Origin of the sequence: Enterobacter sp. JS8-1 (assembly GCF_049187015.1) — a bacterium.
Classification (GTDB): Bacteria; Pseudomonadota; Gammaproteobacteria; order Enterobacterales; family Enterobacteriaceae; genus Enterobacter; species Enterobacter mori.
The window spans coordinates 4,308,328-4,329,299 of record NZ_CP185805.1 but is presented as its reverse complement, the minus strand read 5'-3'; the positions used below and the strand labels follow the sequence as shown (position 1 = coordinate 4,329,299).

The window sequence follows — 20,972 nt, the reverse complement described above, 5'->3', positions numbered from 1 at the left end:
GCCTCACTCTCAATAAATACGATCTTTTTACCGCCACGGGCGGCAACGAACGAGTAGCAATACGATGAGTCTGAACCTGGTAAGTGAACATTTGCTCGCAGCGAACGGCCTGAGCCATCAGGACCTGTTCTCCATTCTTGGTCAACTGACCGAACGCCGTCTCGACTACGGCGATCTCTATTTCCAGTCGAGCTATCACGAATCCTGGGTTTTAGAAGACAGCATCATTAAAGATGGTTCTTATAACATCGATCAGGGCGTCGGCGTGCGTGCCGTCAGCGGCGAAAAAACCGGTTTTGCCTATGCCGATCAGATTAGCCTGGCTGCTCTGGAGCAGAGCGCGCAGGCCGCGCGTACTATCGTGCGTGATACGGGTGATGGCCGCGTGAAAACCCTGGGTGAAGTGCAGCACGCTGCGCTGTACACCAGCATCGATCCGCTGCAGAGCATGAGCCGCGAAGAGAAGCTGGATATCCTGCGTCGCGTGGACAAAGTGGCGCGCGCTGCGGATAAACGCGTGCAGGAAGTGTCTGCCAGCCTGAGCGGCGTTTATGAACTGATTCTGGTGGCAGCGACTGACGGAACCCTGGCCGCTGATGTGCGTCCGCTGGTGCGTCTCTCCATTAGCGTACAGGTCGAAGACGACGGTAAGCGTGAGCGTGGCTCAAGCGGCGGCGGCGGTCGTTTTGGTTATGACTGGTTCCTTGGCGACGTCGGCGGTGAAGCGCGCGCTGACGCGTGGGCAAAAGAAGCCGTGCGTATGGCAATGGTGAATCTCTCTGCTGTCGCGGCTCCCGCCGGATCATTCCCGGTTGTTCTGGGCGCTGGCTGGCCGGGCGTGCTGTTGCACGAGGCGGTGGGCCACGGTCTGGAAGGCGACTTTAACCGTCGCGGGACGTCCGTATTCAGCGGTCAGATGGGGCAGCTCGTCTCCTCTGAACTGTGTACTGTAGTGGATGATGGAACCATGCTCGATCGTCGCGGCTCGATTTCTATCGACGACGAAGGTACGCCAGGCCAGTACAACGTGCTGATTGAAAACGGCGTGTTGAAAGGCTACATGCAGGACAAACTCAACGCGCGCCTGATGGGCGTTGCGCCGACGGGCAACGGCCGCCGTGAATCCTACGCGCACCTGCCGATGCCGCGCATGACCAACACCTATATGCTGCCGGGCCAGTCCACACCGCAGGAGATTATCGAATCCGTCGATTACGGGATCTTCGCGCCAAACTTTGGCGGCGGCCAGGTGGACATCACTTCCGGTAAGTTTGTTTTCTCCACGTCAGAAGCGTATCTGATCGAGAAAGGCAAAGTGACCAAAGCGGTGAAAGGCGCGACGCTGATTGGCTCCGGTATTGAAGCCATGCAGCAGATCTCCATGGTCGGTAACGATCTGAAGCTGGATAACGGCGTGGGCGTCTGCGGTAAAGAGGGCCAGAGCCTGCCGGTTGGCGTGGGCCAGCCAACGCTGAAAGTGGACAACCTGACGGTGGGCGGCACAGCCTGACCTGACCATGCATAAAAAAAGGCACTACTGATGTAGCGCCTTTTTTTTAACGTAAGTTACCCAGCGGTATCTCCGGATCCGGCTCGTGAGTGATGCGATTACGCAAATCACGGCGAATGATTTCGATCGACCAGAACCAGACCAGATGGCCCACGATCTCTGACACGTGTTCATACCACGGCAGCTCAAACAGCGGTGGCGTCAGCCCCATCAGCGGGAAGGAGATCATATGAACAAAAAGCTGAGCTAACGCACCCGCCAGCAAACCCTGCCAAAGTTTAATTTTCGGGAAGACTTCAGCAACTACGCAATAACCTACGGCGAACACGATTGAGAAAATAATATGTGTTACGCCGACCCAGTTAAATATATGTCCGGCAAATGTATAAACCGCCGCGTTAGGATCGACGACGCCCAGCCAGTCGCGTAAAAATACATAAGGTGGGTTTAAAAAATTGCGGGAACAGTCAATCTGACTAGCAGCCCGTAATAATTGCTCTGGCCCGCATGCGCCGGTAAATAAATCAGTCGGGCTGCGTGGCGGAAGCGGCACCTCGGCTCCCCATTTGACAAACGCGGAGACAATCCCGGCAATCAAACCAATGAACGCGGCGAGTCCATAGCGCCTGCGCGAAGGCGGTGTTTGTTCGAATATATTCATCTCTTTTCCTTGTTTAACGTCATCCTGCGAAATACATTTTATTATTCATGTTGGTAACAAATATATAACAGTCTGATGCTCAGACTGCTTATAAGGTAAAGGGCGGGTGGCGGGAGTGTCAATTAGCCATTCCTGAGAGGAGGGCAGAATTATTCCTGAATGAATGTGAGTATCATCCGGGAAATATTCATGCCAAATATGATTATAGCGATAACTTTATTACTCCTTTCTTCTGCCGCGCATCCCCTGAAACAGCTCCGCCACTTCGACAAAATACTCGGTCAGATAGTTAATACACACCTGTACTTTGAGAGGCAGTTTGTCCTTCTCTGTATACAGAGCGTAGACCGGACGCGGATCGGACTGGTAACGCGGGAAGAGGATCTCCAGTACGCCGCTGTTGATCTCATTGATCACCCACATCAGCGGCACGTAAGCGATCCCGGCCCCGGCGACCAGCCAGCGGGAGATAGTCATCGGATCGTTGGTGACGAACCGGCCTTCCGGCAGCAGTTTGGTGGAGATCCCCTCCGGGGCAATCAGTTCGAATTCGTTGTCCGGGCGCACGCTGTATTCCAGCCACGAGTGGTTGCTGAGATCGGCAGGCTTCTCCGGAACGCCGTACTGCGCCAGATAGCTTTTTGAGGCGCAGACCACCATCGGCATGCTCCCCAGCCGACGCGAAAAGAGGCTTGAATCTTGTAACGCCCCGACGCGGATCACCACATCTAATCCGTCGGCGATCAGGTCCGGCGCAGGGATGCCTGTCACCAGATTCACCGTTAAACCCGGATACTCTTTCAGCATTTCCGCCGTCATGGCAGCGAGAACATTTTGTGCCATAGTTGAAGAACACCCAATGCGCAGCGTGCCGATGGGGGTGTTATTAAAGGCGTAGAGCTGTTCGTGCACATCCTGCACTTCGTGCATCATTCGGCGGCAGCCCTGGTAATAAATTTTACCGGCTTCCGTCAGGCCAATGCTGCGGGTACTGCGGTTGAGCAGCTTCACCTGCAGCTCATCTTCCAGTTTTGACACCGTCTGGCTGATGGAAGAGACACTCATCTGCAATTGACGCGCAGCGGCGGTAAATGAGCCGAGCTCCACCACTTTGGCGAAGACGGACATGCGTTTTAAACGTTCCATTGTTCACTCTGGCTTAAAAGTGATTTAGATCACATATTATAGATAACAGCATAACAGTTACGTTAATATATTATTAATTACATAACGGCTGCGCCATTCTCGCCCGGCGATTCTTGCTCTCCTGCGATGGCGTGCGCTAAAAAAAATCTGAAGCCTGCACTCTCTCTTATCAAGGTCAACATGAGTCTGTTTCCTGTAATCGTGGTGTTCGGTCTGTCGTTCCCACCGATATTTTTCGAGCTTCTTTTATCACTGGCGATCTTCTGGCTGGTGCGCAAGGTGCTGGTCCCTACCGGGATCTACGATTTCGTCTGGCACCCTGCATTGTTCAATACCGCGCTGTATTGCTGCCTGTTCTATCTGATATCGCGCATGTTTGTCTGAGGTTGATGTGAAAACGCTAATAAGAAAAGTCTCCCGCACTGCCATCACCATGGCGCTGGTCGTTCTGGCGTTTATCGCCATTTTCCGCGCCTGGGTTTATTACACTGAATCACCGTGGACGCGCGATGCGCGTTTCAGCGCCGATGTGGTGGCGATTGCCCCCGACGTGGCCGGTCTTATCACCGCGGTTAACGTCCACGATAACCAACTGGTGAAAAAAGATCAGGTTCTGTTCACCATTGACCAGCCCCGCTATCAAAAAGCGTTAGAAGAAGCGGAAGCGGACGTGGCCTATTACCAGGCGCTGGCCGCAGAAAAACGCCGTGAAGCCGGTCGCCGTAACCAGTTGGGTGTTCAGGCAATGTCCCGCGAAGAGATTGACCAGTCCAACAACGTGCTGCAAACCGTGCTGCACCAGCTGGCGAAAGCGCAAGCAACGCGCGATCTGGCGAAGCTCGATCTCGAACGCACTGTGATCCGCGCGCCGTCCGATGGCTGGGTCACCAACCTGAACGTCTATGCCGGAGAATTCATTACCCGTGGCTCTACCGCCGTAGCGCTGGTTAAGCAGCACTCTTTCTACGTGCTCGCCTATATGGAAGAGACCAAGCTGGAGGGGGTACGTCCAGGGTATCGCGCAGAGATCACGCCGCTCGGCAGCAACCGTGTGTTTAAAGGCACCGTCGACAGCGTTGCCGCAGGGGTGACTAACTCCAGCAGCTCTAACGATACCAAAGGGATGGCGACGGTGGATTCTAACCTGGAATGGGTCCGTCTGGCGCAGCGCGTGCCGGTACGTATCCATCTTGATGAGCAGCAGGGAAACCTGTGGCCTGCGGGCACCACGGCAACGGTGGTCATCACCGGGGAAAAAGACCGCGATGCCAGCCAGGACTCTATTTTCCGTAAAATCGCCCACCGCCTGCGCGAGTTTGGTTAATCGTTATGGGAATCTTTTCCATCGCCAGCCAGCACATTCGCTTCGCCGTGAAGCTGGCATGTGCCATCGTGCTGGCGCTGTTTGTCGGCTTTCACTTCCAGCTGGAAACGCCCCGCTGGGCGGTGCTGACGGCTGCTATCGTTGCGGCTGGCCCTGCCTTTGCCGCGGGCGGTGAACCCTACTCTGGCGCCATCCGCTACCGCGGTATGCTGCGTATCGTCGGGACGTTTATCGGCTGTTTCGCCGCGCTCACCATCATTATTTTGATGATCCGCACCCCTCTGCTGATGATCATGGTGTGCTGTATCTGGGCAGGGTTCTGCACCTGGGTCTCGTCGCTGGTCAAAGTTGAAAACTCCTACGCATGGGGGCTGGCGGGCTATACCGCGCTGATCATTGTCATCACCATTCAGTCCGAACCGCTGCTTGCGCCGCAGTTTGCGGTTGAACGCTGCAGCGAGATTGTGATTGGTATCGTCTGCGCGATCGTTGCGGACCTGCTATTCTCCCCGCGCTCCATCAAGCAAGAGGTGGACCGTGAGCTCGACGCGCTGATTGTTGCCCAGTATCAGCTGATGCAGTTGTGCATCAAGCACGGCGACAGCGAAGAGGTCGATAAAGCGTGGAGCGGCCTGGTGCGCCGCACGCAGGCGCTGGAAGGGATGCGCAGCAACCTCAATATGGAATCTTCACGCTGGGAACGCGCCAACCGTCGCCTGAAAGCGATCAATACCGTTTCCTTAACGCTGATCACCCAGGCGTGCGAAACCTATCTGATTCAGAATACCCGCCCGGAGGTGGTAACGGACACGTTCCGTGAGCTCTTTGACGAGCCGGTCGAAACGGTGCAGGACGTGCACCGACAGCTCAAACGCATGCGTCGCGTTATCGCCTGGACGGGGGAGCGCGATACGCCGGTGACGATTTATACCTGGGTTGGGGCCGCGACGCGCTACCTGCTGCTTAAGCGTGGTGTGACGGGTAATACCAAAATCAGCGCGGCGGAAGAAGAGGTGCTGCAGGGCGAAGTGGTGATTAAGCCGGAATCCGCCGAGCGCCATCATGCCATGGTCAACTTCTGGCGTACCACGCTGGCCTGCATGCTCGGCACGCTGTTCTGGCTGTGGACCGGCTGGACGTCCGGTAGCGGCGCGATGGTCATGATTGCCGTCGTTACCGCACTGGCGATGCGTCTGCCCAACCCACGCATGGTCGCTATCGATTTTCTCTACGGCACCATTGCCGCACTGCCCATTGGTGCGCTCTACTTCCTGGTGATTATCCCATCGACGCAGCAAAGCATGCTTCTGCTCTGCATTAGCCTGGCGGTAATGGCATTCTTTATTGGGATAGAAGTGCAGAAGCGCCGTCTGGGATCGCTGGGGGCGCTGGCCAGTACCATTAACATTATTGTGCTGGATAACCCGATGACCTTCCATTTCAGCCAGTTCCTTGACAGCGCGTTAGGTCAGCTGGTGGGCTGTTTCCTCGCGATGATGGTGATTCTGCTGGTGCGGGATAACTCTCAGGCGCGGACAGGTCGTGTGCTGTTGAATCAGTTTGTGTCGGCTGCTGTCTCGTCTCTGACCACCAACACCGCGCGACGTAAAGAAAACCACCTTCCGGCGCTTTATCAGCAGCTGTTCCTGCTGCTCAATAAATTCCCGGGGGATGTTGCCAGGTTCCGTCTGGCGTTAACCATGATCATCGCGCACCAGCGCCTGCGGAATGCGCCTGTGCCGGTTAACGACGATCTGTCTGCCTTTCACCGTCAGTTGCGCCACACGGCTGACCATGTGATTGCGGCGTCCAGCGATGACAAACGACGTCGCTATTTTAAACAGCTGCTTGAAGAGTTAGACATCTATCAGGAGAAGCTTAAGGTCTGGGACGCGCCGCCTCAGGTAACCGAGCCGGTCGGGCGATTGGTCTTCATGCTGCATCGCTACCAGAATGTCCTGACTGACAATTAAGTGAGATTAAAAACCGACGCCAAAAGCGTCGGTTTTTTTGTGGCTATACTTAGTTCTGCAGGCTCTTACATTCAGGAAGGGAGGACACATGACTACCCAGGCTCTCCAGGACAACATTCTTTTTCAAAACGGATATCTTGTTAACGGCATCTGGAAAACACTCGACACCACGTTTGACGTGCTGAACCCGGCGACAGGTGAGGTGATCGCCAAAGTGGCGAAAGCCGGTAAAGCGGAAACTGAAGAAGCGATTGCCGCCGCGACCAAAGCCTTCCCCGCATGGCGCGCCAAAACCGCGAAGGAGCGTTCGACGATCCTCTACCGCTGGTATGAGCTGATTATCGAAAACAAAAGCTGGCTTGGACGGCTAATGACCACCGAACAGGGCAAGCCCCTGAAAGAAGCCGAGGGCGAAGTGGAGTATGCCGCCAGCTTTATCCAGTGGTTTGCTGAGCAGGCCAAGCGCGCGAACGGTGAAATTATCCCTCCGGTTAAACCCGGCTCCCGCATTCTGGCGACCCGCGAACCTATCGGCGTGGTTGCCGCCATTACGCCGTGGAACTTCCCGATGGCGATGCTTACCCGCAAGCTCGGCCCGGCGTTGGCCGCAGGCTGTACCGGCGTGATTAAACCCGCCAACAATACTCCGCTGAGCGCTTTTGCACTGCTCACACTGGCGAAGCAGGCCGGTGTGCCAGATGGCGTACTCAATGCGGTGGCGGGCAATACGCATGAAATCAGCGACGCGATCATGGCCAGCCATGATGTGCGCAAAATCTCGTTTACCGGGTCAACCTCTGTGGGGAAAACCCTGGTGCGCAACGCTGCCGAGACGATGAAGAAAGTGTCAATGGAGCTGGGGGGCAATGCGCCCTATATCGTTTTTGAGGATGCGGATATTGATGCAGCCGTTAAGGGCGCGATTGCGAACAAGTTTCGCAATGCCGGGCAGGTCTGCGTCAGCGTAAACCGTTTTTATATTCAGGAAACGGTTTATGACAAGTTTGTGAACCAGCTCGCCGATGCGGTAAACGCATTGAAAGTCGGCAACGGTCTGGAAGAGGGCGTCGTTGTTGGCCCACTGATTGACGCTTCCGCCGTCGATAAAGTACGCGAACATGTGGAAGATGCCGTTGCAAAAGGCGCCACGGTGCTGGCAGGCGGCAAAGCGCATTCCCTCGGCGGCAACTTCTGGGTGCCCACGGTACTCGGTGATTGTCATGAAGGAATGAAGCTGGCGGAAGAGGAGACGTTTGGCCCGGTGGCAGCCTGCTTCCGGTTTACGTCGGAAGATGAAGTGATTATGCGCGCCAACAACACGCCTTACGGGCTGGCAGCCTATTTCTACACTCAGAATCTGTCGCGCGTGTTCCGCGTCTCACAGGCGATTGAAAGCGGGATGATTGGGATTAACGAGTGTGCCGTCTCCACCGAACTGGGACCGTTTGGCGGCGTAAAAGAGTCCGGGCTGGGGCGCGAAGGTTCCGTGCTGGGGCTGGAAGAGTTTCTGGAAGTCAAAACCCTGCATATCGGGGGATTATAATAGACAGGGCGGCATATTCCGCCCGCCTGTACCGGGTGGCTGGCAATGAAAACGTATACCTTTGATTTTGACGAAATCGACAGTCAGGACGACTTTTATCGAGAATTTACCCGGGTATTCAACCTGGAGCGGGAAAGCGTCACCAATCTGGATACGCTGTGGGATGTGGTTACCGGCAGTCAGTTGCCCTTACCGCTGGAGATCGAGTTCATTCATTTGCCCGACAAGCTGCGCAGACGATTTGGCGCGCTGATCCTGCTGTTTGATGAAGCCGAAGAAGAGCTTGAAGGGCAGTTGCGTTTTAATGCGCGACATTAAAAAAAAGCCCCTGACCGTGAGGCCAGGGGCAAGTCGTATGCGCAGATACGACGAGGGTTTATTTATACAGTTCAGCAGTTGCGTGCCAGGTGTCACCGCTACGCGCCTCAATGATGCGATAAGAGGATGCACCTTTTTCTTCCGCTTTCTTGTTCAGCATCTCATGCATATCCATCGGAGACGTACCGACCGCGCCAATAGACACCGTGCCGATTGCCTCACGGGATTGCGCCTGATCTGCGTTGATGGAATCAGCCGCAAAAGCGCCGAATGACAGGACAGACAGGATACTCAGAGCCGCTACAGTAGTTTTGATTTTCATGATTCTTTACCTCGTCGAATTTTTTAGTGGGGTCTTGCTTTGTGACCCTCATCACAAAATCAAGTATACACTAATAACGCGATAAATTAATACCAGACTAATGGTTTCACGTGTTATTACGTGTTAACGGATAAGATTTATATAACCAAAATGCATAGAAATGGTTACTTTATCATCAATTTATGATGTTAAAATCAATAAAATCATAGGGATATAGCACTTTGATATTTTGTGCGGTTTTGCGCCTTAGCATTCACCAGATGAATGTTAATGGCTGGTAAAAAGCACTATTTGTCAAAGTAAAAGGCAGTAGAAAAGAGGGGATAACGTAACGGGGGCAGAACAATCCCCGCAGCAGGCCGCGGGGAGGAGGATTACAGTTCCTGTTCGAACAGGACCAGAATCGCTTCGTAGAGATCTTTCACCGAAAAACCGTTTGCCGGGGTGGTAAAGATAGTGTCATCACCGGCGATGGTGCCGAGGATACCTTCCGCTTTACCTAATGAGTCCAGCAGGCGAGCAATCAGCTGCGCCGCGCCCGGACTGGTGTGGATAACCACCACGGCATCGTTATAGTCGATGTCGAGGACCAGGTTCTTCAGCGGGCTGGAGGTGGTCGGCACGCCAAGTTCAGCAGGCAGGCAATAGACCATTTCCATTTTGGCATTGCGGGTACGCACTGCGCCAAATTTGGTTAACATACGGGAGACTTTCGACTGATTGATGTTTTCGAAGCCTTGTTCCTGCAACGCCTGAACAATTTCTCCCTGAGAACTGAATTTCTCTTCTTTGAGTAGCGCTTTAAACGCCTTCACTAATTCTTCTTGCTTAGACGAGCTTCGCATAAGTCACCCGGAATATGACGATAGAAACAACATTATTATGCATGTGGATGAATTTTTATGCAAACTATCTACCTGGTGCCAGGCTGAAATAATGTTATGAAAGGGAGCGATTTTATCAGATTTCGTTATCGGAAAACATGCCTGGGTCACGCCGCGCAAATAAGCTTAAAAGTAAATTAAATGTTATCAAAATGATGTTGTTTTGGTGGCGTGGCAAGGTGTATTGTAACCACCTCTTATTTCGTTGCTGCCCGCTGCCCGATAGCATTCAGGCGAAGGTGAAAGACGCGCGACCTCAAATTCTTTAGCTACGAAAATTGTAATTATTTACTCGCTGAATTATGGTCGCCGCAACGGAGTTACAGATACTTAAAGTTAACCATAATAAGGAGTTTAGGATGAAAGTTGCAGTCCTCGGCGCTGCTGGTGGTATCGGCCAGGCGCTTGCCCTACTACTGAAAACCCAACTGCCTTCAGGCTCAGAACTCTCCCTGTACGATATTGCTCCGGTAACCCCAGGTGTGGCGGTTGACCTGAGCCACATCCCGACCGCTGTGAAAATCAAAGGCTTCTCCGGTGAAGATGCGCGCCCTGCGCTGCAGGGTGCTGACGTCGTACTGATCTCTGCGGGTGTGGCACGTAAACCTGGTATGGATCGTTCTGACCTGTTTAACGTCAACGCGGGCATCGTGAAAAACCTGGTTCAGCAGATCGCTGAAATCTGCCCGAAAGCCTGTATCGGTATCATCACTAACCCGGTGAACACCACCGTCGCTATCGCAGCAGAAGTGCTGAAGAAAGCGGGTGTTTACGACAAGAACAAACTGTTCGGCGTGACCACGCTGGATATCATCCGTTCCAACACCTTCGTCGCTGAGCTGAAAGGCAAGCAGCCAACGGAAGTGGAAGTGCCGGTTATTGGTGGTCACTCTGGCGTGACGATCCTGCCTCTGCTGTCGCAGATCCCAGGCGTGAGCTTCACCGAGCAGGAAGTGGCTGACCTGACTAAACGCATCCAGAACGCGGGCACCGAAGTGGTGGAAGCGAAGGCGGGTGGCGGATCAGCAACCCTGTCTATGGGTCAGGCGGCGGCGCGTTTCGGTCTGTCTCTGGTTCGTGCTCTGCAGGGCGAGAAAAATGTTGTTGAATGCGCTTACGTTGAAGGCGACGGCGAACACGCTCGCTTCTTCTCTCAGCCGCTGCTGCTGGGCAAAAACGGTATTGAAGAGCGTAAATCCATTGGTACGCTGAGCGCGTTTGAACAAAACGCGATGGAAGGCATGCTGGATACGCTGAAGAAAGATATCACTCTGGGCGAAGAGTTCGTTAACAAGTAAAACGTCCTCTCCCGTGTAGGCCGGGTAAGCGTAAGCGCTACCCGGCAAAAAAAACCGAAGCACAGGCTTCGGTTTTTTTATACACATCAGTTTGTCGCCGGGTATTCCTGAATCGTCACCTGAATCGTCAGCTTCTTATCATTCCGCATGACTTCAACAGGGATGATTGAGCCAGGTCGGATTTCCGCCACCTGATCCATCGTTTCGAGAGCAGAAACTGCTGGCGTGCCATTAACCGACACGATGACGTCATTAACCTGAATACCCGCATTAGCGGCCGGGCCACCAGGCGACACTTCATTCACCACAATCCCCTGAATCTGGTCGATCCCACCGCCCTGGGTATGCATCGGCGCAATTTCACGTCCACCAATTCCAATGTAGCCACGGATCACGCGCCCGTCGCGAATGAGCTTGTCCATGATCTTGGTTGCCAGCTGGAATGGAATCGCAAAACCAATCCCTTCCGGCGTCTCGCCATCGTTACTCTTATCGAACGAGAGGGTGTTGATGCCCATGAGCTCACCTAGTGAGTTCACCAGCGCGCCGCCGGAGTTACCGTGGTTGATCGAGGCATCGGTCTGAAGGAAATTCTGCCGCCCAGACGGGTTAAGGCCGATTCGACCGGTGGCGCTGATAATCCCCTGGGTAATGGTCTGGCCCAGGTTGTACGGGTTACCTATCGCCAACACGACGTCGCCAATATGTGGCGTGCGTTTACGGTTGATCGGAATGGTGGGCAGGCCGCCCGAGGCGTTGATCTTAAGAACCGCCAGGTCGGTCAGGCTGTCGGAGCCCACGAGTAACGCTTCAAATACGCGACCATCCTGCAAGGCGACGATAATCTGGTCGGCATCGTTAATCACGTGCTTGTTGGTAATGATGTAGCCACGTTCATCCATAATTACGCCGGAGCCGAGCGTGCGGATCTCCAGCTGGTTATGGGCCGAGGTATTCAGTCCTCGGTTATAAACGTTGACCACGGCGGGTGCGGCACGGCGAACAGCCTGATTGTAAGTGGCAGGCGTTTCATCCGTACTGTCAAACTGGGGGGCCGTCAGTTTGTTGAACTGACGCAAAGACGGCATAGCCACCAACAGCAGGCCAGCAACGATCAAACCGATAGCAATGGAACGAAAGAGCTTTAAAAGCATGATGCGCGTGTCGTTAAAAAATGAACGGTTTGCAGCATAACATGAGTTATCCGGACATCACATGCAGCGGTGATGTCCGGGGTCGCAAATGCTTAGCGCAATAAAATATAGATAGTCTCTTTGCCACGCATAACCTGCAGGGCAATGACCGTTGGCTTACTTTCCAGCACCTTGCGCATTTCTGCAATAGATTGCACGCGAGTACGGTTCACGCCGATGATGACATCATCCTGATGCAATCCCGCCTGTGCGGCAGGGCTGCTCTTCTCGACGGTATCAATAGTAATGCCTTTCGTGCCGTCTTTTAGCTGGCCGTCGCTCAACGTCGCGCCTTGCAGGGCCGGGGCGATCAGCTCCGCGCTGGCGGAAGAGGAGGTGCTCTTATCCAGCGTGACTTCAACGTCCAGCGGTTTGCCGTCGCGAATCAAACCGAGTTTCACTTTGGCGCCAGGCTCGGTGGTGGCAATGCGAGAACGCAGTTCTGCGAAGCTGTTCAGCGGTTTATCGTTCAGGCTGACGATGACATCGCCGGATTTCACGCCTGCTTTCGCCGACCCGGAATTTGGCAGCACTTCGCTGACAAACGCGCCGCGCTGGACGTTGACGTTAAAGGCTTTGGCGATATCCGCGCTCATCTCCATCCCTTTGATGCCCAGCAGTCCACGTTTGACTTCACCAAACTGAATGAGCTGTTGAGACAGGGTTTTGGCCATATTGCTCGGTATGGCAAAGCCAATCCCGATACTGCCGCCGCCGGGCGCGAGGATCGCCGTGTTGATACCAATAAGCTCACCGTTCAGGTTGAGCAGGGCACCACCCGAGTTACCGCGGTTAATAGACGCGTCGGTTTGAATAAAGTTTTCCAGCCCTTCCAGGTTCAGGCCGCTGCGCCCAAGTGCGGAGACGATCCCGGAGGTGGCAGTTTGGCCCAGGCCGAAGGGGTTACCGACGGCGACGGCAAAATCGCCCACGCGCAGCGTGTCGGAGTCCGCAATGGTAATCTGCGTCAGGTTGCTGGGTTTTAGGATCTGCAGCAGCGCTATATCGCTCTGGTCATCGCCGCCGATCAGTTTGGCGTCAAATTCGCGGCCATCATTGAGCTGGACGCTGATCTTATCCGCCTGACTGATCACGTGGTTGTTGGTCAGGATATATCCCTTGGCCGCATCAATGATCACCCCAGAGCCCAGTCCTTCAAATGGCTGCGCCTGCTGGTCGGGAGATTCATCACCGAAGTATTTCTTCAGTTCTTCCGGCACGCGCTGGCTTTGCCGCGCGGTGCCCTCGACCTGGACGCTGACCACGGCGGGCAGCACTTTTTCCAGCATCGGCGCGAGGCTAGGAATGGCTGCCTGTCCCGGCACCTGCGAAGGCAGTGCCGCGTGGGCAGGGAAGGACGCCGAGAGAGATAACCCGACACTTAACGCTAAAGCGCTCAACAGCTGGTTTTTTTTCTTCATTGATGCTGACTCTCGTATCCTGGAATGAAAGAAGAACGGCCCAAAAACATCTTGATGTTATTGAATTTTCAACCGCTGAACAATGAGGTGTTTGACTAAATAATAGCTGGGGACGGGAAGAAAGGACGGGCGCAAGAGATGCGCCCGTAAAATTTATTCATGTTTTGCGATTAATCGCGTTTTGCGCCACCGCGAAGCAGGCCGGACGCGCCGTCCGAATAGTCGCGTGGCATCTGAACCGGAGCCTGATCGTTACCCGCTTCAGAGTCTGCCAGACGGTTGCGGAACGGGTTCGTTTCTGCAGTCATTTCCGGCAGCAGGCTGCTGGAGCTTTTCGCCATGTGTTGATACAGCTGGCGATAGTCGGTCGCCATGTTGTCCAGCAGCTCGGCGCTACGGGCAAAGTGGCTGACCAGCTCTTCACGATACTCTTCCAGTTCGGCTTTGTTCTTTTCCAGTTCGTACTGCAGTGACTGCTGCTGACGCAATTTGCGATTACCGAAACGCATGGCCACAGCACCGATGACGATGCCGACGACTAAACCGATTAGCGCATATTCCCAGGTCATGAACTTCTCCCGTTGTCTTGTTGTTCCGTAGGGTGTTGGCTCGGCTCCTGCCTGTGCCTGATATTGCCACTATAACCGCTATTTCCGCAGAAGTGGAATCCTGACGTATCATCGCGTAGTGTAGAACGGCCTTTTTTTCATCAGTCGCGCCTGCTGATGAGTCATAACCGAAGGAATAACAATAAGATTATGCAAAGCCTGTCCCCCTCATCGCGTTACCAACTGGCCCTGAACGAGGGCTCACATCAGCCGGATGACGTCCAGCGTGAAGCGGTTAATCGCCTGGATACGATTTATCAGGAGCTCACCGCGAAACCCGCAGAGGCGGTGCAAAGCGGTGGGCTGAAGGCGGCATTCGGCCGGTTGTTGGGAAAAAAAGAACTTCGGGTTAACGCGTCGGTACGTGGCTTATATATGTGGGGGGGCGTCGGGCGCGGTAAAACCTGGCTGATGGACATGTTCTACCAGAGCCTGCCGGGCACGCGTAAACAGCGCCTGCATTTTCACCGCTTCATGCTGCGGGTTCACGAAGAGCTGACGGCATTGCAGGGCAAAAGCGATCCGCTGGAGATTGTGGCCGACCGCTTTAAGGCGGAAACGGACGTACTCTGCTTTGACGAATTTTTTGTTTCCGATATTACGGATGCGATGCTGCTGGGCGGGTTGATGAAAGCGCTGTTTGCGCGTGGGATTACGCTCGTGGCGACCTCGAACATCCCGCCGGACGAGCTGTACCGCAATGGTTTGCAGCGCGCGCGCTTCCTGCCCGCTATCGATGCGATAAAACAGCATTGCGACATCATGAACGTCGACGCGGGCGTGGATTACCGCCTGCGCACGCTGACTCAGGCCCATTTGTGGCTTTCGCCGTTGAACGCCGAAACCACAAATCAGATGGATAAACTGTGGCTGGCGCTGGCGGGGGCAAAACGTGAGCGCGCCCCGGAACTCGAGATTAACCATCGTCCCTTGCAAACTCAGGGCGTAGAAAATCAAACCCTGGCCGTCTCCTTTGCGACACTCTGCGTCGATGCCCGCAGCCAGCATGATTACATCGCGCTTTCGCGCCTGTTCCACACCGTGATGGTGCTGGATGTGCCGGTGATGACGCGCCTGATGGAAAGCGAAGCGCGACGCTTCATTGCGCTGGTGGACGAGTTTTACGAGCGCCACGTTAAGCTGGTGGTCAGCGCCGAGGTACCTTTATATGAGATTTACCAGGGCGAGCGGCTGAAGTTTGAGTTCCAGCGCTGCCTGTCGCGCCTGCAGGAGATGCAGAGCGAGGAATACCTCAAGCTGGAGCATATGCCGTAACAAACGCCACCCTCTCCCTGTGGGCTGAGGGATCCCCACAAAATAATGGCGGCACGGACGACCCCCTCTCCCTTGAGGGAGAGGGCGGGGGTGAGGGCACCAGACCGCACAATACACACCCTCGAAAAACCCATTCCAAATCGCATTTAAGGGTCGATCTTTGACCTCAACTTCTCTATAATCTTGCGACCCCACGTTACGAGAAGGTTTTTTTCCCGAAACTTTCTATGTGTCGGCATGTGCTATTCGAAGGGGTAGGTTTGCCGGACTTTGTCGTGTGAGCCTCAACTGACTAAACGTTTGGGTGTTCACCAACGTGTAACTTATTATTTGGGTAAGCTTTTAATGAAAACTTTTACAGCTAAACCAGAAACCGTACAGCGCGACTGGTATGTTGTTGACGCGACCGGTAAAACTCTGGGCCGTCTGGCTACTGAACTGGCTCGTCGCCTGCGCGGTAAGCATAAAGCGGAATACACTCCGCACGTTGATACCGGTGATTACATCATCGTTCTGAACGCTGATAAAGTTGCTGTAACCGGCAACAAGCGTACTGACAAAGTGTACTATCACCACACTGGCCACATCGGTGGTATCAAAGAAGCGACCTTTGAAGAGATGATTGCTCGCCGTCCTGAGCGTGTGATTGAAATCGCGGTTAAAGGCATGCTGCCAAAAGGCCCGCTGGGTCGTGCTATGTTCCGTAAACTGAAAGTTTACGCAGGCAACGAGCACAACCACGCGGCACAGCAACCGCAAGTTCTTGACATCTAATCGGGATTATAGGCAATGGCTGAAAATCAATACTACGGCACTGGTCGCCGCAAAAGTTCCGCAGCTCGCGTGTTCATCAAACCGGGCAGCGGTAAAATCGTAATCAACCAACGTTCTCTGGAACAGTACTTCGGTCGTGAAACTGCCCGCATGGTAGTTCGCCAGCCGCTGGAACTGGTTGATATGGTAGAAAAACTGGATCTGTACATCACCGTTAAAGGTGGTGGTATCTCCGGTCAGGCAGGTGCGATCCGTCACGGTATCACCCGCGCTCTGATGGAGTACGACGAATCCCTGCGTTCTGAACTGCGTAAAGCTGGCTTCGTTACTCGTGACGCGCGTCAGGTTGAACGTAAGAAAGTGGGTCTGCGTAAAGCACGTCGTCGTCCACAGTTCTCCAAACGTTAATCCATTCTGCTTACGCAGAACGATTGGCGAAAAACCCGCTTCGGCGGGTTTTTTTATGGATAATGCGTAGGTTATCCACAACATGAGTTGATATATCTCCTCTTTTTCCACATTTCCAGAATCCCCTCACCACAAAGCCATCAAAATCTGGTAAACTATCATCCAATTTTCTGCCCAAATATCAGTGAATACTCGATTTTTGTTCGATTCTTGAACAATGTGTTTTCTCTGGGATGGGCAATACATCATCTGGCTGGCCCTGGTGGGCCGGTAGCAGTAAAATTCTGAATATACCTGGAGGTTTTCATGGCTGTCGCTGCCAACAAACGTTCGGTAATGACGCTGTTTTCTGGTCCTACTGACATTTATAGCCATCAGGTTCGTATCGTGCTGGCCGAGAAGGGTGTCAGTTTTGAGATCGAGCATGTGGAAAAGGATAACCCGCCTCAGGATCTGATCGATCTCAACCCGAGCCAGAGCGTACCAACGCTGGTGGATCGCGAGCTGACCCTGTGGGAATCCCGTATCATTATGGAATACCTGGATGAGCGTTTCCCGCATCCGCCACTGATGCCTGTTTACCCTGTTGCGCGTGGTGAAAGCCGCCTGTACATGCAGCGTATCGAAAAAGACTGGTATACGCTGATGAACGTTATCGTTAACGGTACGTCGTCTGAAGCGGATGCTGCACGTAAACAACTGCGTGAAGAGCTGCTGGCAATCGCGCCAGTCTTTGGTCAGAAGCCTTTCTTCCTGAGCGATGAGTTCAGCCTGGTCGATTGCTACCTGGCACCGCTGCTGTGGCGTCTGCCTACGCTGGGTGTTGAGTTCAGCGGTCCTGGTGCGAAAGAGCTGAAAGGCTACATGACGCGCGTATTTGAACGCGACTCTTTCCTGGCTTCTCTGACTGAGCCGGAACGTGAAATGCGTCTCGGCCGAGGCTAATGACTGTGGAAATGTCACAACTTTCCCCACGCCGTCCGTATCTGCTGCGCGCCTTCTATGAATGGCTGCTGGATAACCAGCTCACGCCGCACCTGGTTGTGGATGTGACGTTGCCGGACGTGCAGGTACCTATGGAATATGCACGTGACGGACAGATCGTGTTGAACATTGCGCCGCGCGCGGTGGGTAACCTGGAGCTGGCAAACGACGAAGTGCGCTTTAACGCGCGTTTCGGCGGCGTGCCGCGTCAGGTTTCTGTGCCGCTGGCTGCCGTACTGGCTATCTACGCGCGTGAAAACGGCGCGGGTACCATGTTTGAGCCGGAAGCGGCATACGACGAAGACGTTGCCAGCCTGAATGATGACGATGCAGCCGAGGAGCGCGAAAGCGACACGGTGATGTCCGTTATTGATGGTGACAAACCCGACCATCAGGATGATAACGATCCGGATGACGAACCGCCGCCACCGCGCGGGGGGCGACCTGCGTTACGCGTTGTAAAATAATCAAACAGGCCCATTGGGCCTGTTTTGTTTTGTGTACTTACAAATACTCAACGTTAAACGTCACGTTGCCGTCAATGGTTTGCTGATCGGTAATTGTACGCAGAGCGCTTGAGATGTAAGCCCATGTTCTAAATGTGAATTCTGCCGATGTGCTGGCTTCAGGTTCCATTGTAGAGGGTTTAGCCATCGCAATGTAAACATCGTCAGTAACACCCGCTGTGTTATTTATCGATGCAGCCTTTTTGGCTCCCATATGTGACCAGCTGGAACCTACTCCCGCACTTCGAATCAGCTTATCCTGATAGTCCGCTCCGCCAATTTGAGTTGTAACACTTTTCAGTGCGATAAAGTAACCCCCAATATTCACCCCGTCACTAGTTTTACCCAGACCTAAAACGCGCCCTTCATTAGCTGCTCCCTGTGCTGTCTCAGAGGCAGGTATAGTAGAGTCGGCACGGTTATCAGTGAGTGATATCTGGAATTTTAACGGGCTGGTACATGAAATCTGCAATGTAAACGCTTTATCAGATACAGCTTCCAGGCTACCTATGGTGGGCAGACTGTCCGCGCTGATGTTACCTAGATCGATATTGGCCGTGGGCAGTACAGCGGTACAGGTCCCGGTAGAAACCTGGCCTTTTACCGCCAGCGTGGCGGAAGGGTTAGCCATCGCCAGGCCGGAGAAGACCATTGCGCCAGCCAGCAGTGAGATTTTAAACATTCCGTATTTCATTATCGGTTTCCTTACATGTAGTCGACGTTGATGGTGGTGTTGCCATCAAGGTTTGCGGTGCTGGTGATTCCCTTCATTTCGCTGCTGATAGACGGGGTCACTTCCAGGGTGAAGGTGTAGTTTTTCTTGCTGACCGGCGCGGAGCCGCTGGTTTCGGTGAAGGTAATGTACTGCGCGGTGGTGCCGTTATTAACAAACGTGTCAGCTCCCAGTGAACTCCAGGCGCTGGCCATCGTTTTCCCTGTACTGGAGAGCAGGCTGCCTTGCGTACCTTCTGCCGTCACTTTGCTGATTTTGATACCGTAAGAGCCGATTTTAAGGGCGTCATCATTCGTACCGAGGCCGAAGGCGGTATTACTATCGGTCAGCTCATCAGTATGCGTTGCGACAGAGTCCTTGCGGTTATCGACAAAGCTGATGGCAACCGCCTGAGCCGTGTTCTGGCAATCGACGGTGGTATCGATGGTTTTGGGTTTCATCGTGTACGTGCCGGTTGAGGGAAGTGCTTCAATGCTGACTGGGTCAAAAGTCAGTGTACCTCCGCCAGAAAGGGCGATAGTACAGGCTGCAGGCGTGACGGTGCCGGAGATGGTCAGGGTCGCGCTGGTGCCGGCGTGTGCTATAAACACTGTCGACATCAGGATTGAACCGATTCCGCCGACGATAATTTTTTTATTCAATTCCATTAAATAGAGTCCTTTATTTAGAATGGTGAAATGATGAAGCGTTTACAGATAGTCAATGTTGAACGTGACATTGCCGTCTATATTTTGTTGGTCGGTAATAGTACGTAATCCACTTGTAATATAGGCATTAACTTTGAATCTAAATTCGCTACCGGTTGATGGGTAAGGTGTGTTTTTACCTAACTCAGCAAATGACATATATGATTTTGTTTTCAAACCCGTTGTATTATTCAAGGGGGATATTTTTGTTGAGCTTTTGTCTGGCTCGATATGCCAGTTTTCATCCTTTGCATCGTTTTTTGACAGAACATTCATGTATGTTGTTTTACCACCGACATCAGCATAGACAGTATTCAACATTAGGGTATAACCGCCAATATTTTCACCTTTTACAGTTTTACCTAAACCCAATACGTTTCCGTCCACTGTGCCGGAAGAATCTATTTCGCTCGCCGGAATGGCTGAGTCCGAACGGTTATCGGTGATCGATAACTGGATTCGTAATGGGCTGGAGCATCGAACATTGAAGTAAGCGTCACGGTTGCTTAATACCTTATAGCTTTTCGTTGTCGGTAAACTGTCAGCACTGATATTCCCTAAATCGAGATTGGTTGTTGTTAAGACCGCCGTACAGGTTCCGGTTGACACCTCACCTTTCACCGCCAGCGTGGCGGAAGGATTAGCCATCGCCAGGCCAGAAAAGGCAACTGCTCCCGCCAGCAGTGAGGTTTTAAACATTCCGTTTTTCATTGTCTATTTCCTTACATGTAGTCGACATTGATGGTGGTGTTGCCATCAAGATTTGCGGTACTGGTGATTCCTTTCATTTCGCTGCTGATAGACGGGGTGACTTCCAGGGTGAAGGTGTAGTTTTTCTTGCTGACCGGTGCGGAGCCGCTGGTTTCGGTGAAGGTAATGTACTGCGCGGTGGTGCCGTTATTAACAAACGTGTCAGCTCCCAGTGAACTCCAGGCGCTGGCCATCGTTTTCCCTGTACTGGAGAGCAGGCTGCCTTGCGTACCTTCTGCCGTCACTTTGCTGATTTTGATACCGTAAGAGCCGATTTTAAGGGCGTCATCATTCGTACCGAGGCCGAAGGCGGTATTACTATCGGTCAGCTCATCAGTATGCGTTGCGACAGAGTCCTTGCGGTTATCGACAAAGCTGATGGCAACCGCCTGAGCCGTGTTCTGGCAATCGACGATGGTATCGATGGTTTTGGGTTTCATCGTGTACGTGCCGGTTGAGGGAAGTGCTTCAATGCTGACCGGGTCAAAAGTCAGTGTGCCTCCGCCAGAAAGGGCGATAGTACAGGCTGCAGGCGTGACGGTGCCGGAGAGCGTCAGGGTCGCACTGGTACCAGCATATGAGGAGAGTGTGACTGCTAGCAGCGAAGCAATCGTCCCTGTGGTGAATAACGGTTTCTTGTAATGCATATATAACT

23 protein-coding genes are annotated in these 20,972 nt (G+C 53.4%); 12 read left to right on the top strand and 11 right to left on the bottom strand.

Going from position 1 to position 20,972, the window contains the following annotated elements; translation table 11 throughout:
• Window positions 1-64: 64 nt before the first annotated feature.
• The gene (tldD, locus tag ACOQH0_RS20625; RefSeq protein ID WP_010436151.1) at window positions 65-1,510 is read left to right on the top strand and encodes a metalloprotease TldD; all 1,446 of its coding nucleotides are present in this window, start codon (window positions 65-67) and stop codon (window positions 1,508-1,510) included.
• Between the two features lie 46 nt (window positions 1,511-1,556).
• Here tldD and ACOQH0_RS20620 read toward each other — a convergent pair whose 3' ends face one another.
• Window positions 1,557-2,171: a YagU family protein gene (locus tag ACOQH0_RS20620; RefSeq protein WP_010436150.1), complete on the bottom strand. Its 615-nt coding sequence runs from the start codon at window positions 2,169-2,171 to the stop codon at window positions 1,557-1,559.
• 219 nt (window positions 2,172-2,390) lie between these two features.
• Window positions 2,391-3,317, bottom strand: coding sequence for an HTH-type transcriptional activator AaeR (gene aaeR / locus ACOQH0_RS20615; RefSeq protein WP_042715199.1), 927 nt, complete (start codon window positions 3,315-3,317; stop codon window positions 2,391-2,393).
• 180 nt (window positions 3,318-3,497) lie between these two features.
• On the opposite strand from aaeR, the gene aaeX reads away from it, so the two are divergent.
• From aaeX to ACOQH0_RS20590, 5 genes are all read left to right on the top strand, one after another.
• Entirely contained in the window at window positions 3,498-3,701 is a 204-nt protein-coding gene (gene aaeX, locus ACOQH0_RS20610; protein ID WP_003860416.1) for a p-hydroxybenzoic acid efflux pump operon protein AaeX, read from the top strand.
• Between the two features lie 7 nt (window positions 3,702-3,708).
• Window positions 3,709-4,641, top strand: a complete 933-nt coding sequence (aaeA, locus tag ACOQH0_RS20605; protein ID WP_042715204.1) for a p-hydroxybenzoic acid efflux pump subunit AaeA — start codon at window positions 3,709-3,711, stop codon at window positions 4,639-4,641.
• 5 nt (window positions 4,642-4,646) lie between these two features.
• Window positions 4,647-6,614 (top strand): p-hydroxybenzoic acid efflux pump subunit AaeB, encoded by a 1,968-nt coding sequence (gene aaeB / locus ACOQH0_RS20600; RefSeq protein ID WP_421511116.1) that lies wholly within the window; start codon window positions 4,647-4,649, stop codon window positions 6,612-6,614.
• A gap of 88 nt (window positions 6,615-6,702) precedes the next feature.
• Window positions 6,703-8,157 (top strand): NAD-dependent succinate-semialdehyde dehydrogenase, encoded by a 1,455-nt coding sequence (locus ACOQH0_RS20595; RefSeq protein WP_238460170.1) that lies wholly within the window; start codon window positions 6,703-6,705, stop codon window positions 8,155-8,157.
• Window positions 8,158-8,202: 45 nt separating this feature from the next.
• Window positions 8,203-8,475 (top strand): barstar family protein, encoded by a 273-nt coding sequence (locus ACOQH0_RS20590; RefSeq protein WP_010436138.1) that lies wholly within the window; start codon window positions 8,203-8,205, stop codon window positions 8,473-8,475.
• Between the two features lie 58 nt (window positions 8,476-8,533).
• On the opposite strand, the gene yhcN is transcribed toward ACOQH0_RS20590, so the two are convergent.
• Entirely contained in the window at window positions 8,534-8,797 is a 264-nt protein-coding gene (gene yhcN, locus ACOQH0_RS20585) for a peroxide/acid stress response protein YhcN (protein WP_010436136.1), read from the bottom strand.
• A 374-nt stretch (window positions 8,798-9,171) separates the two neighbouring features.
• Complete coding sequence (gene argR / locus ACOQH0_RS20580; protein WP_010436133.1) at window positions 9,172-9,642, bottom strand: transcriptional regulator ArgR; 471 nt, start codon at window positions 9,640-9,642, stop codon at window positions 9,172-9,174.
• Window positions 9,643-10,040: 398 nt separating this feature from the next.
• Here argR and mdh point away from each other — a divergent pair, with 398 nt between their 5' ends.
• Window positions 10,041-10,979, top strand: coding sequence for a malate dehydrogenase (mdh, locus tag ACOQH0_RS20575; protein WP_010436131.1), 939 nt, complete (start codon window positions 10,041-10,043; stop codon window positions 10,977-10,979).
• 86 nt (window positions 10,980-11,065) lie between these two features.
• Here mdh and degS read toward each other — a convergent pair whose 3' ends face one another.
• The 3 genes from degS to zapG all read right to left on the bottom strand — a co-directional run bounded on the left by degS (window position 11,066) and on the right by zapG (window position 14,162).
• The gene (gene degS / locus ACOQH0_RS20570) at window positions 11,066-12,133 is read right to left on the bottom strand and encodes an outer membrane-stress sensor serine endopeptidase DegS (RefSeq protein ID WP_421511115.1); all 1,068 of its coding nucleotides are present in this window, start codon (window positions 12,131-12,133) and stop codon (window positions 11,066-11,068) included.
• Window positions 12,134-12,225: 92 nt separating this feature from the next.
• Complete coding sequence (gene degQ, locus ACOQH0_RS20565; protein WP_010436128.1) at window positions 12,226-13,593, bottom strand: serine endoprotease DegQ; 1,368 nt, start codon at window positions 13,591-13,593, stop codon at window positions 12,226-12,228.
• 170 nt (window positions 13,594-13,763) lie between these two features.
• Window positions 13,764-14,162: a Z-ring associated protein ZapG gene (gene zapG, locus ACOQH0_RS20560; protein ID WP_010436126.1), complete on the bottom strand. Its 399-nt coding sequence runs from the start codon at window positions 14,160-14,162 to the stop codon at window positions 13,764-13,766.
• 189 nt (window positions 14,163-14,351) lie between these two features.
• Here zapG and zapE point away from each other — a divergent pair, with 189 nt between their 5' ends.
• The 5 genes from zapE (at window position 14,352) to sspB (ending at window position 18,109) form a co-directional block, all read left to right on the top strand.
• Window positions 14,352-15,476 (top strand): cell division protein ZapE, encoded by a 1,125-nt coding sequence (gene zapE / locus ACOQH0_RS20555; protein ID WP_421511114.1) that lies wholly within the window; start codon window positions 14,352-14,354, stop codon window positions 15,474-15,476.
• A gap of 345 nt (window positions 15,477-15,821) precedes the next feature.
• Complete coding sequence (gene rplM, locus ACOQH0_RS20550; RefSeq protein ID WP_006178824.1) at window positions 15,822-16,250, top strand: 50S ribosomal protein L13; 429 nt, start codon at window positions 15,822-15,824, stop codon at window positions 16,248-16,250.
• 15 nt (window positions 16,251-16,265) lie between these two features.
• Entirely contained in the window at window positions 16,266-16,658 is a 393-nt protein-coding gene (gene rpsI, locus ACOQH0_RS20545) for a 30S ribosomal protein S9 (RefSeq protein WP_003860436.1), read from the top strand.
• Window positions 16,659-16,964: 306 nt separating this feature from the next.
• The gene (gene sspA / locus ACOQH0_RS20540) at window positions 16,965-17,603 is read left to right on the top strand and encodes a stringent starvation protein SspA (protein WP_010436114.1); all 639 of its coding nucleotides are present in this window, start codon (window positions 16,965-16,967) and stop codon (window positions 17,601-17,603) included.
• 5 nt (window positions 17,604-17,608) lie between these two features.
• A complete protein-coding gene (sspB, locus tag ACOQH0_RS20535; protein ID WP_407586369.1) occupies window positions 17,609-18,109 on the top strand; it encodes a ClpXP protease specificity-enhancing factor in 501 nt (166 codons plus the stop codon).
• Between the two features lie 37 nt (window positions 18,110-18,146).
• On the opposite strand, the gene ACOQH0_RS20530 is transcribed toward sspB, so the two are convergent.
• Genes ACOQH0_RS20530 through ACOQH0_RS20515 form a run of 4 tightly spaced genes read right to left on the bottom strand, consistent with a single transcriptional unit; the run spans window position 18,147 to window position 20,964 of the window.
• A complete protein-coding gene (locus ACOQH0_RS20530; protein ID WP_421511113.1) occupies window positions 18,147-18,842 on the bottom strand; it encodes a DUF1120 domain-containing protein in 696 nt (231 codons plus the stop codon).
• 11 nt (window positions 18,843-18,853) lie between these two features.
• A complete protein-coding gene (locus ACOQH0_RS20525; RefSeq protein WP_421511112.1) occupies window positions 18,854-19,528 on the bottom strand; it encodes a DUF1120 domain-containing protein in 675 nt (224 codons plus the stop codon).
• A gap of 42 nt (window positions 19,529-19,570) precedes the next feature.
• The gene (locus ACOQH0_RS20520; protein WP_421511111.1) at window positions 19,571-20,278 is read right to left on the bottom strand and encodes a DUF1120 domain-containing protein; all 708 of its coding nucleotides are present in this window, start codon (window positions 20,276-20,278) and stop codon (window positions 19,571-19,573) included.
• A gap of 11 nt (window positions 20,279-20,289) precedes the next feature.
• A complete protein-coding gene (locus tag ACOQH0_RS20515; RefSeq protein WP_421511110.1) occupies window positions 20,290-20,964 on the bottom strand; it encodes a DUF1120 domain-containing protein in 675 nt (224 codons plus the stop codon).
• Window positions 20,965-20,972: the final 8 nt, after the last annotated feature.

What these genes read in the sequence shown, in the direction of transcription:
- tldD (WP_010436151.1), top strand. Translation starts at nt 65, where the DNA reads ATGAGTCTGAACCTGGTAAGTGAACATTTGCTCGCAGCGAACGGCCTG.
- ACOQH0_RS20620 (WP_010436150.1), bottom strand. Translation starts at nt 2,171, where the DNA reads ATGAATATATTCGAACAAACACCGCCTTCGCGCAGGCGCTATGGACTC.
- aaeR (WP_042715199.1), bottom strand. Translation starts at nt 3,317, where the DNA reads ATGGAACGTTTAAAACGCATGTCCGTCTTCGCCAAAGTGGTGGAGCTC.
- aaeX (WP_003860416.1), top strand. Translation starts at nt 3,498, where the DNA reads ATGAGTCTGTTTCCTGTAATCGTGGTGTTCGGTCTGTCGTTCCCACCG.
- aaeB (WP_421511116.1), top strand. Translation starts at nt 4,647, where the DNA reads ATGGGAATCTTTTCCATCGCCAGCCAGCACATTCGCTTCGCCGTGAAG.
- ACOQH0_RS20595 (WP_238460170.1), top strand. Translation starts at nt 6,703, where the DNA reads ATGACTACCCAGGCTCTCCAGGACAACATTCTTTTTCAAAACGGATAT.
- ACOQH0_RS20590 (WP_010436138.1), top strand. Translation starts at nt 8,203, where the DNA reads ATGAAAACGTATACCTTTGATTTTGACGAAATCGACAGTCAGGACGAC.
- yhcN (WP_010436136.1), bottom strand. Translation starts at nt 8,797, where the DNA reads ATGAAAATCAAAACTACTGTAGCGGCTCTGAGTATCCTGTCTGTCCTG.
- argR (WP_010436133.1), bottom strand. Translation starts at nt 9,642, where the DNA reads ATGCGAAGCTCGTCTAAGCAAGAAGAATTAGTGAAGGCGTTTAAAGCG.
- mdh (WP_010436131.1), top strand. Translation starts at nt 10,041, where the DNA reads ATGAAAGTTGCAGTCCTCGGCGCTGCTGGTGGTATCGGCCAGGCGCTT.
- degS (WP_421511115.1), bottom strand. Translation starts at nt 12,133, where the DNA reads ATGCTTTTAAAGCTCTTTCGTTCCATTGCTATCGGTTTGATCGTTGCT.
- degQ (WP_010436128.1), bottom strand. Translation starts at nt 13,593, where the DNA reads ATGAAGAAAAAAAACCAGCTGTTGAGCGCTTTAGCGTTAAGTGTCGGG.
- zapG (WP_010436126.1), bottom strand. Translation starts at nt 14,162, where the DNA reads ATGACCTGGGAATATGCGCTAATCGGTTTAGTCGTCGGCATCGTCATC.
- zapE (WP_421511114.1), top strand. Translation starts at nt 14,352, where the DNA reads ATGCAAAGCCTGTCCCCCTCATCGCGTTACCAACTGGCCCTGAACGAG.
- rplM (WP_006178824.1), top strand. Translation starts at nt 15,822, where the DNA reads ATGAAAACTTTTACAGCTAAACCAGAAACCGTACAGCGCGACTGGTAT.
- rpsI (WP_003860436.1), top strand. Translation starts at nt 16,266, where the DNA reads ATGGCTGAAAATCAATACTACGGCACTGGTCGCCGCAAAAGTTCCGCA.
- sspA (WP_010436114.1), top strand. Translation starts at nt 16,965, where the DNA reads ATGGCTGTCGCTGCCAACAAACGTTCGGTAATGACGCTGTTTTCTGGT.
- ACOQH0_RS20530 (WP_421511113.1), bottom strand. Translation starts at nt 18,842, where the DNA reads ATGAAATACGGAATGTTTAAAATCTCACTGCTGGCTGGCGCAATGGTC.
- ACOQH0_RS20525 (WP_421511112.1), bottom strand. Translation starts at nt 19,528, where the DNA reads ATGGAATTGAATAAAAAAATTATCGTCGGCGGAATCGGTTCAATCCTG.
- ACOQH0_RS20520 (WP_421511111.1), bottom strand. Translation starts at nt 20,278, where the DNA reads ATGAAAAACGGAATGTTTAAAACCTCACTGCTGGCGGGAGCAGTTGCC.
- ACOQH0_RS20515 (WP_421511110.1), bottom strand. Translation starts at nt 20,964, where the DNA reads ATGCATTACAAGAAACCGTTATTCACCACAGGGACGATTGCTTCGCTG.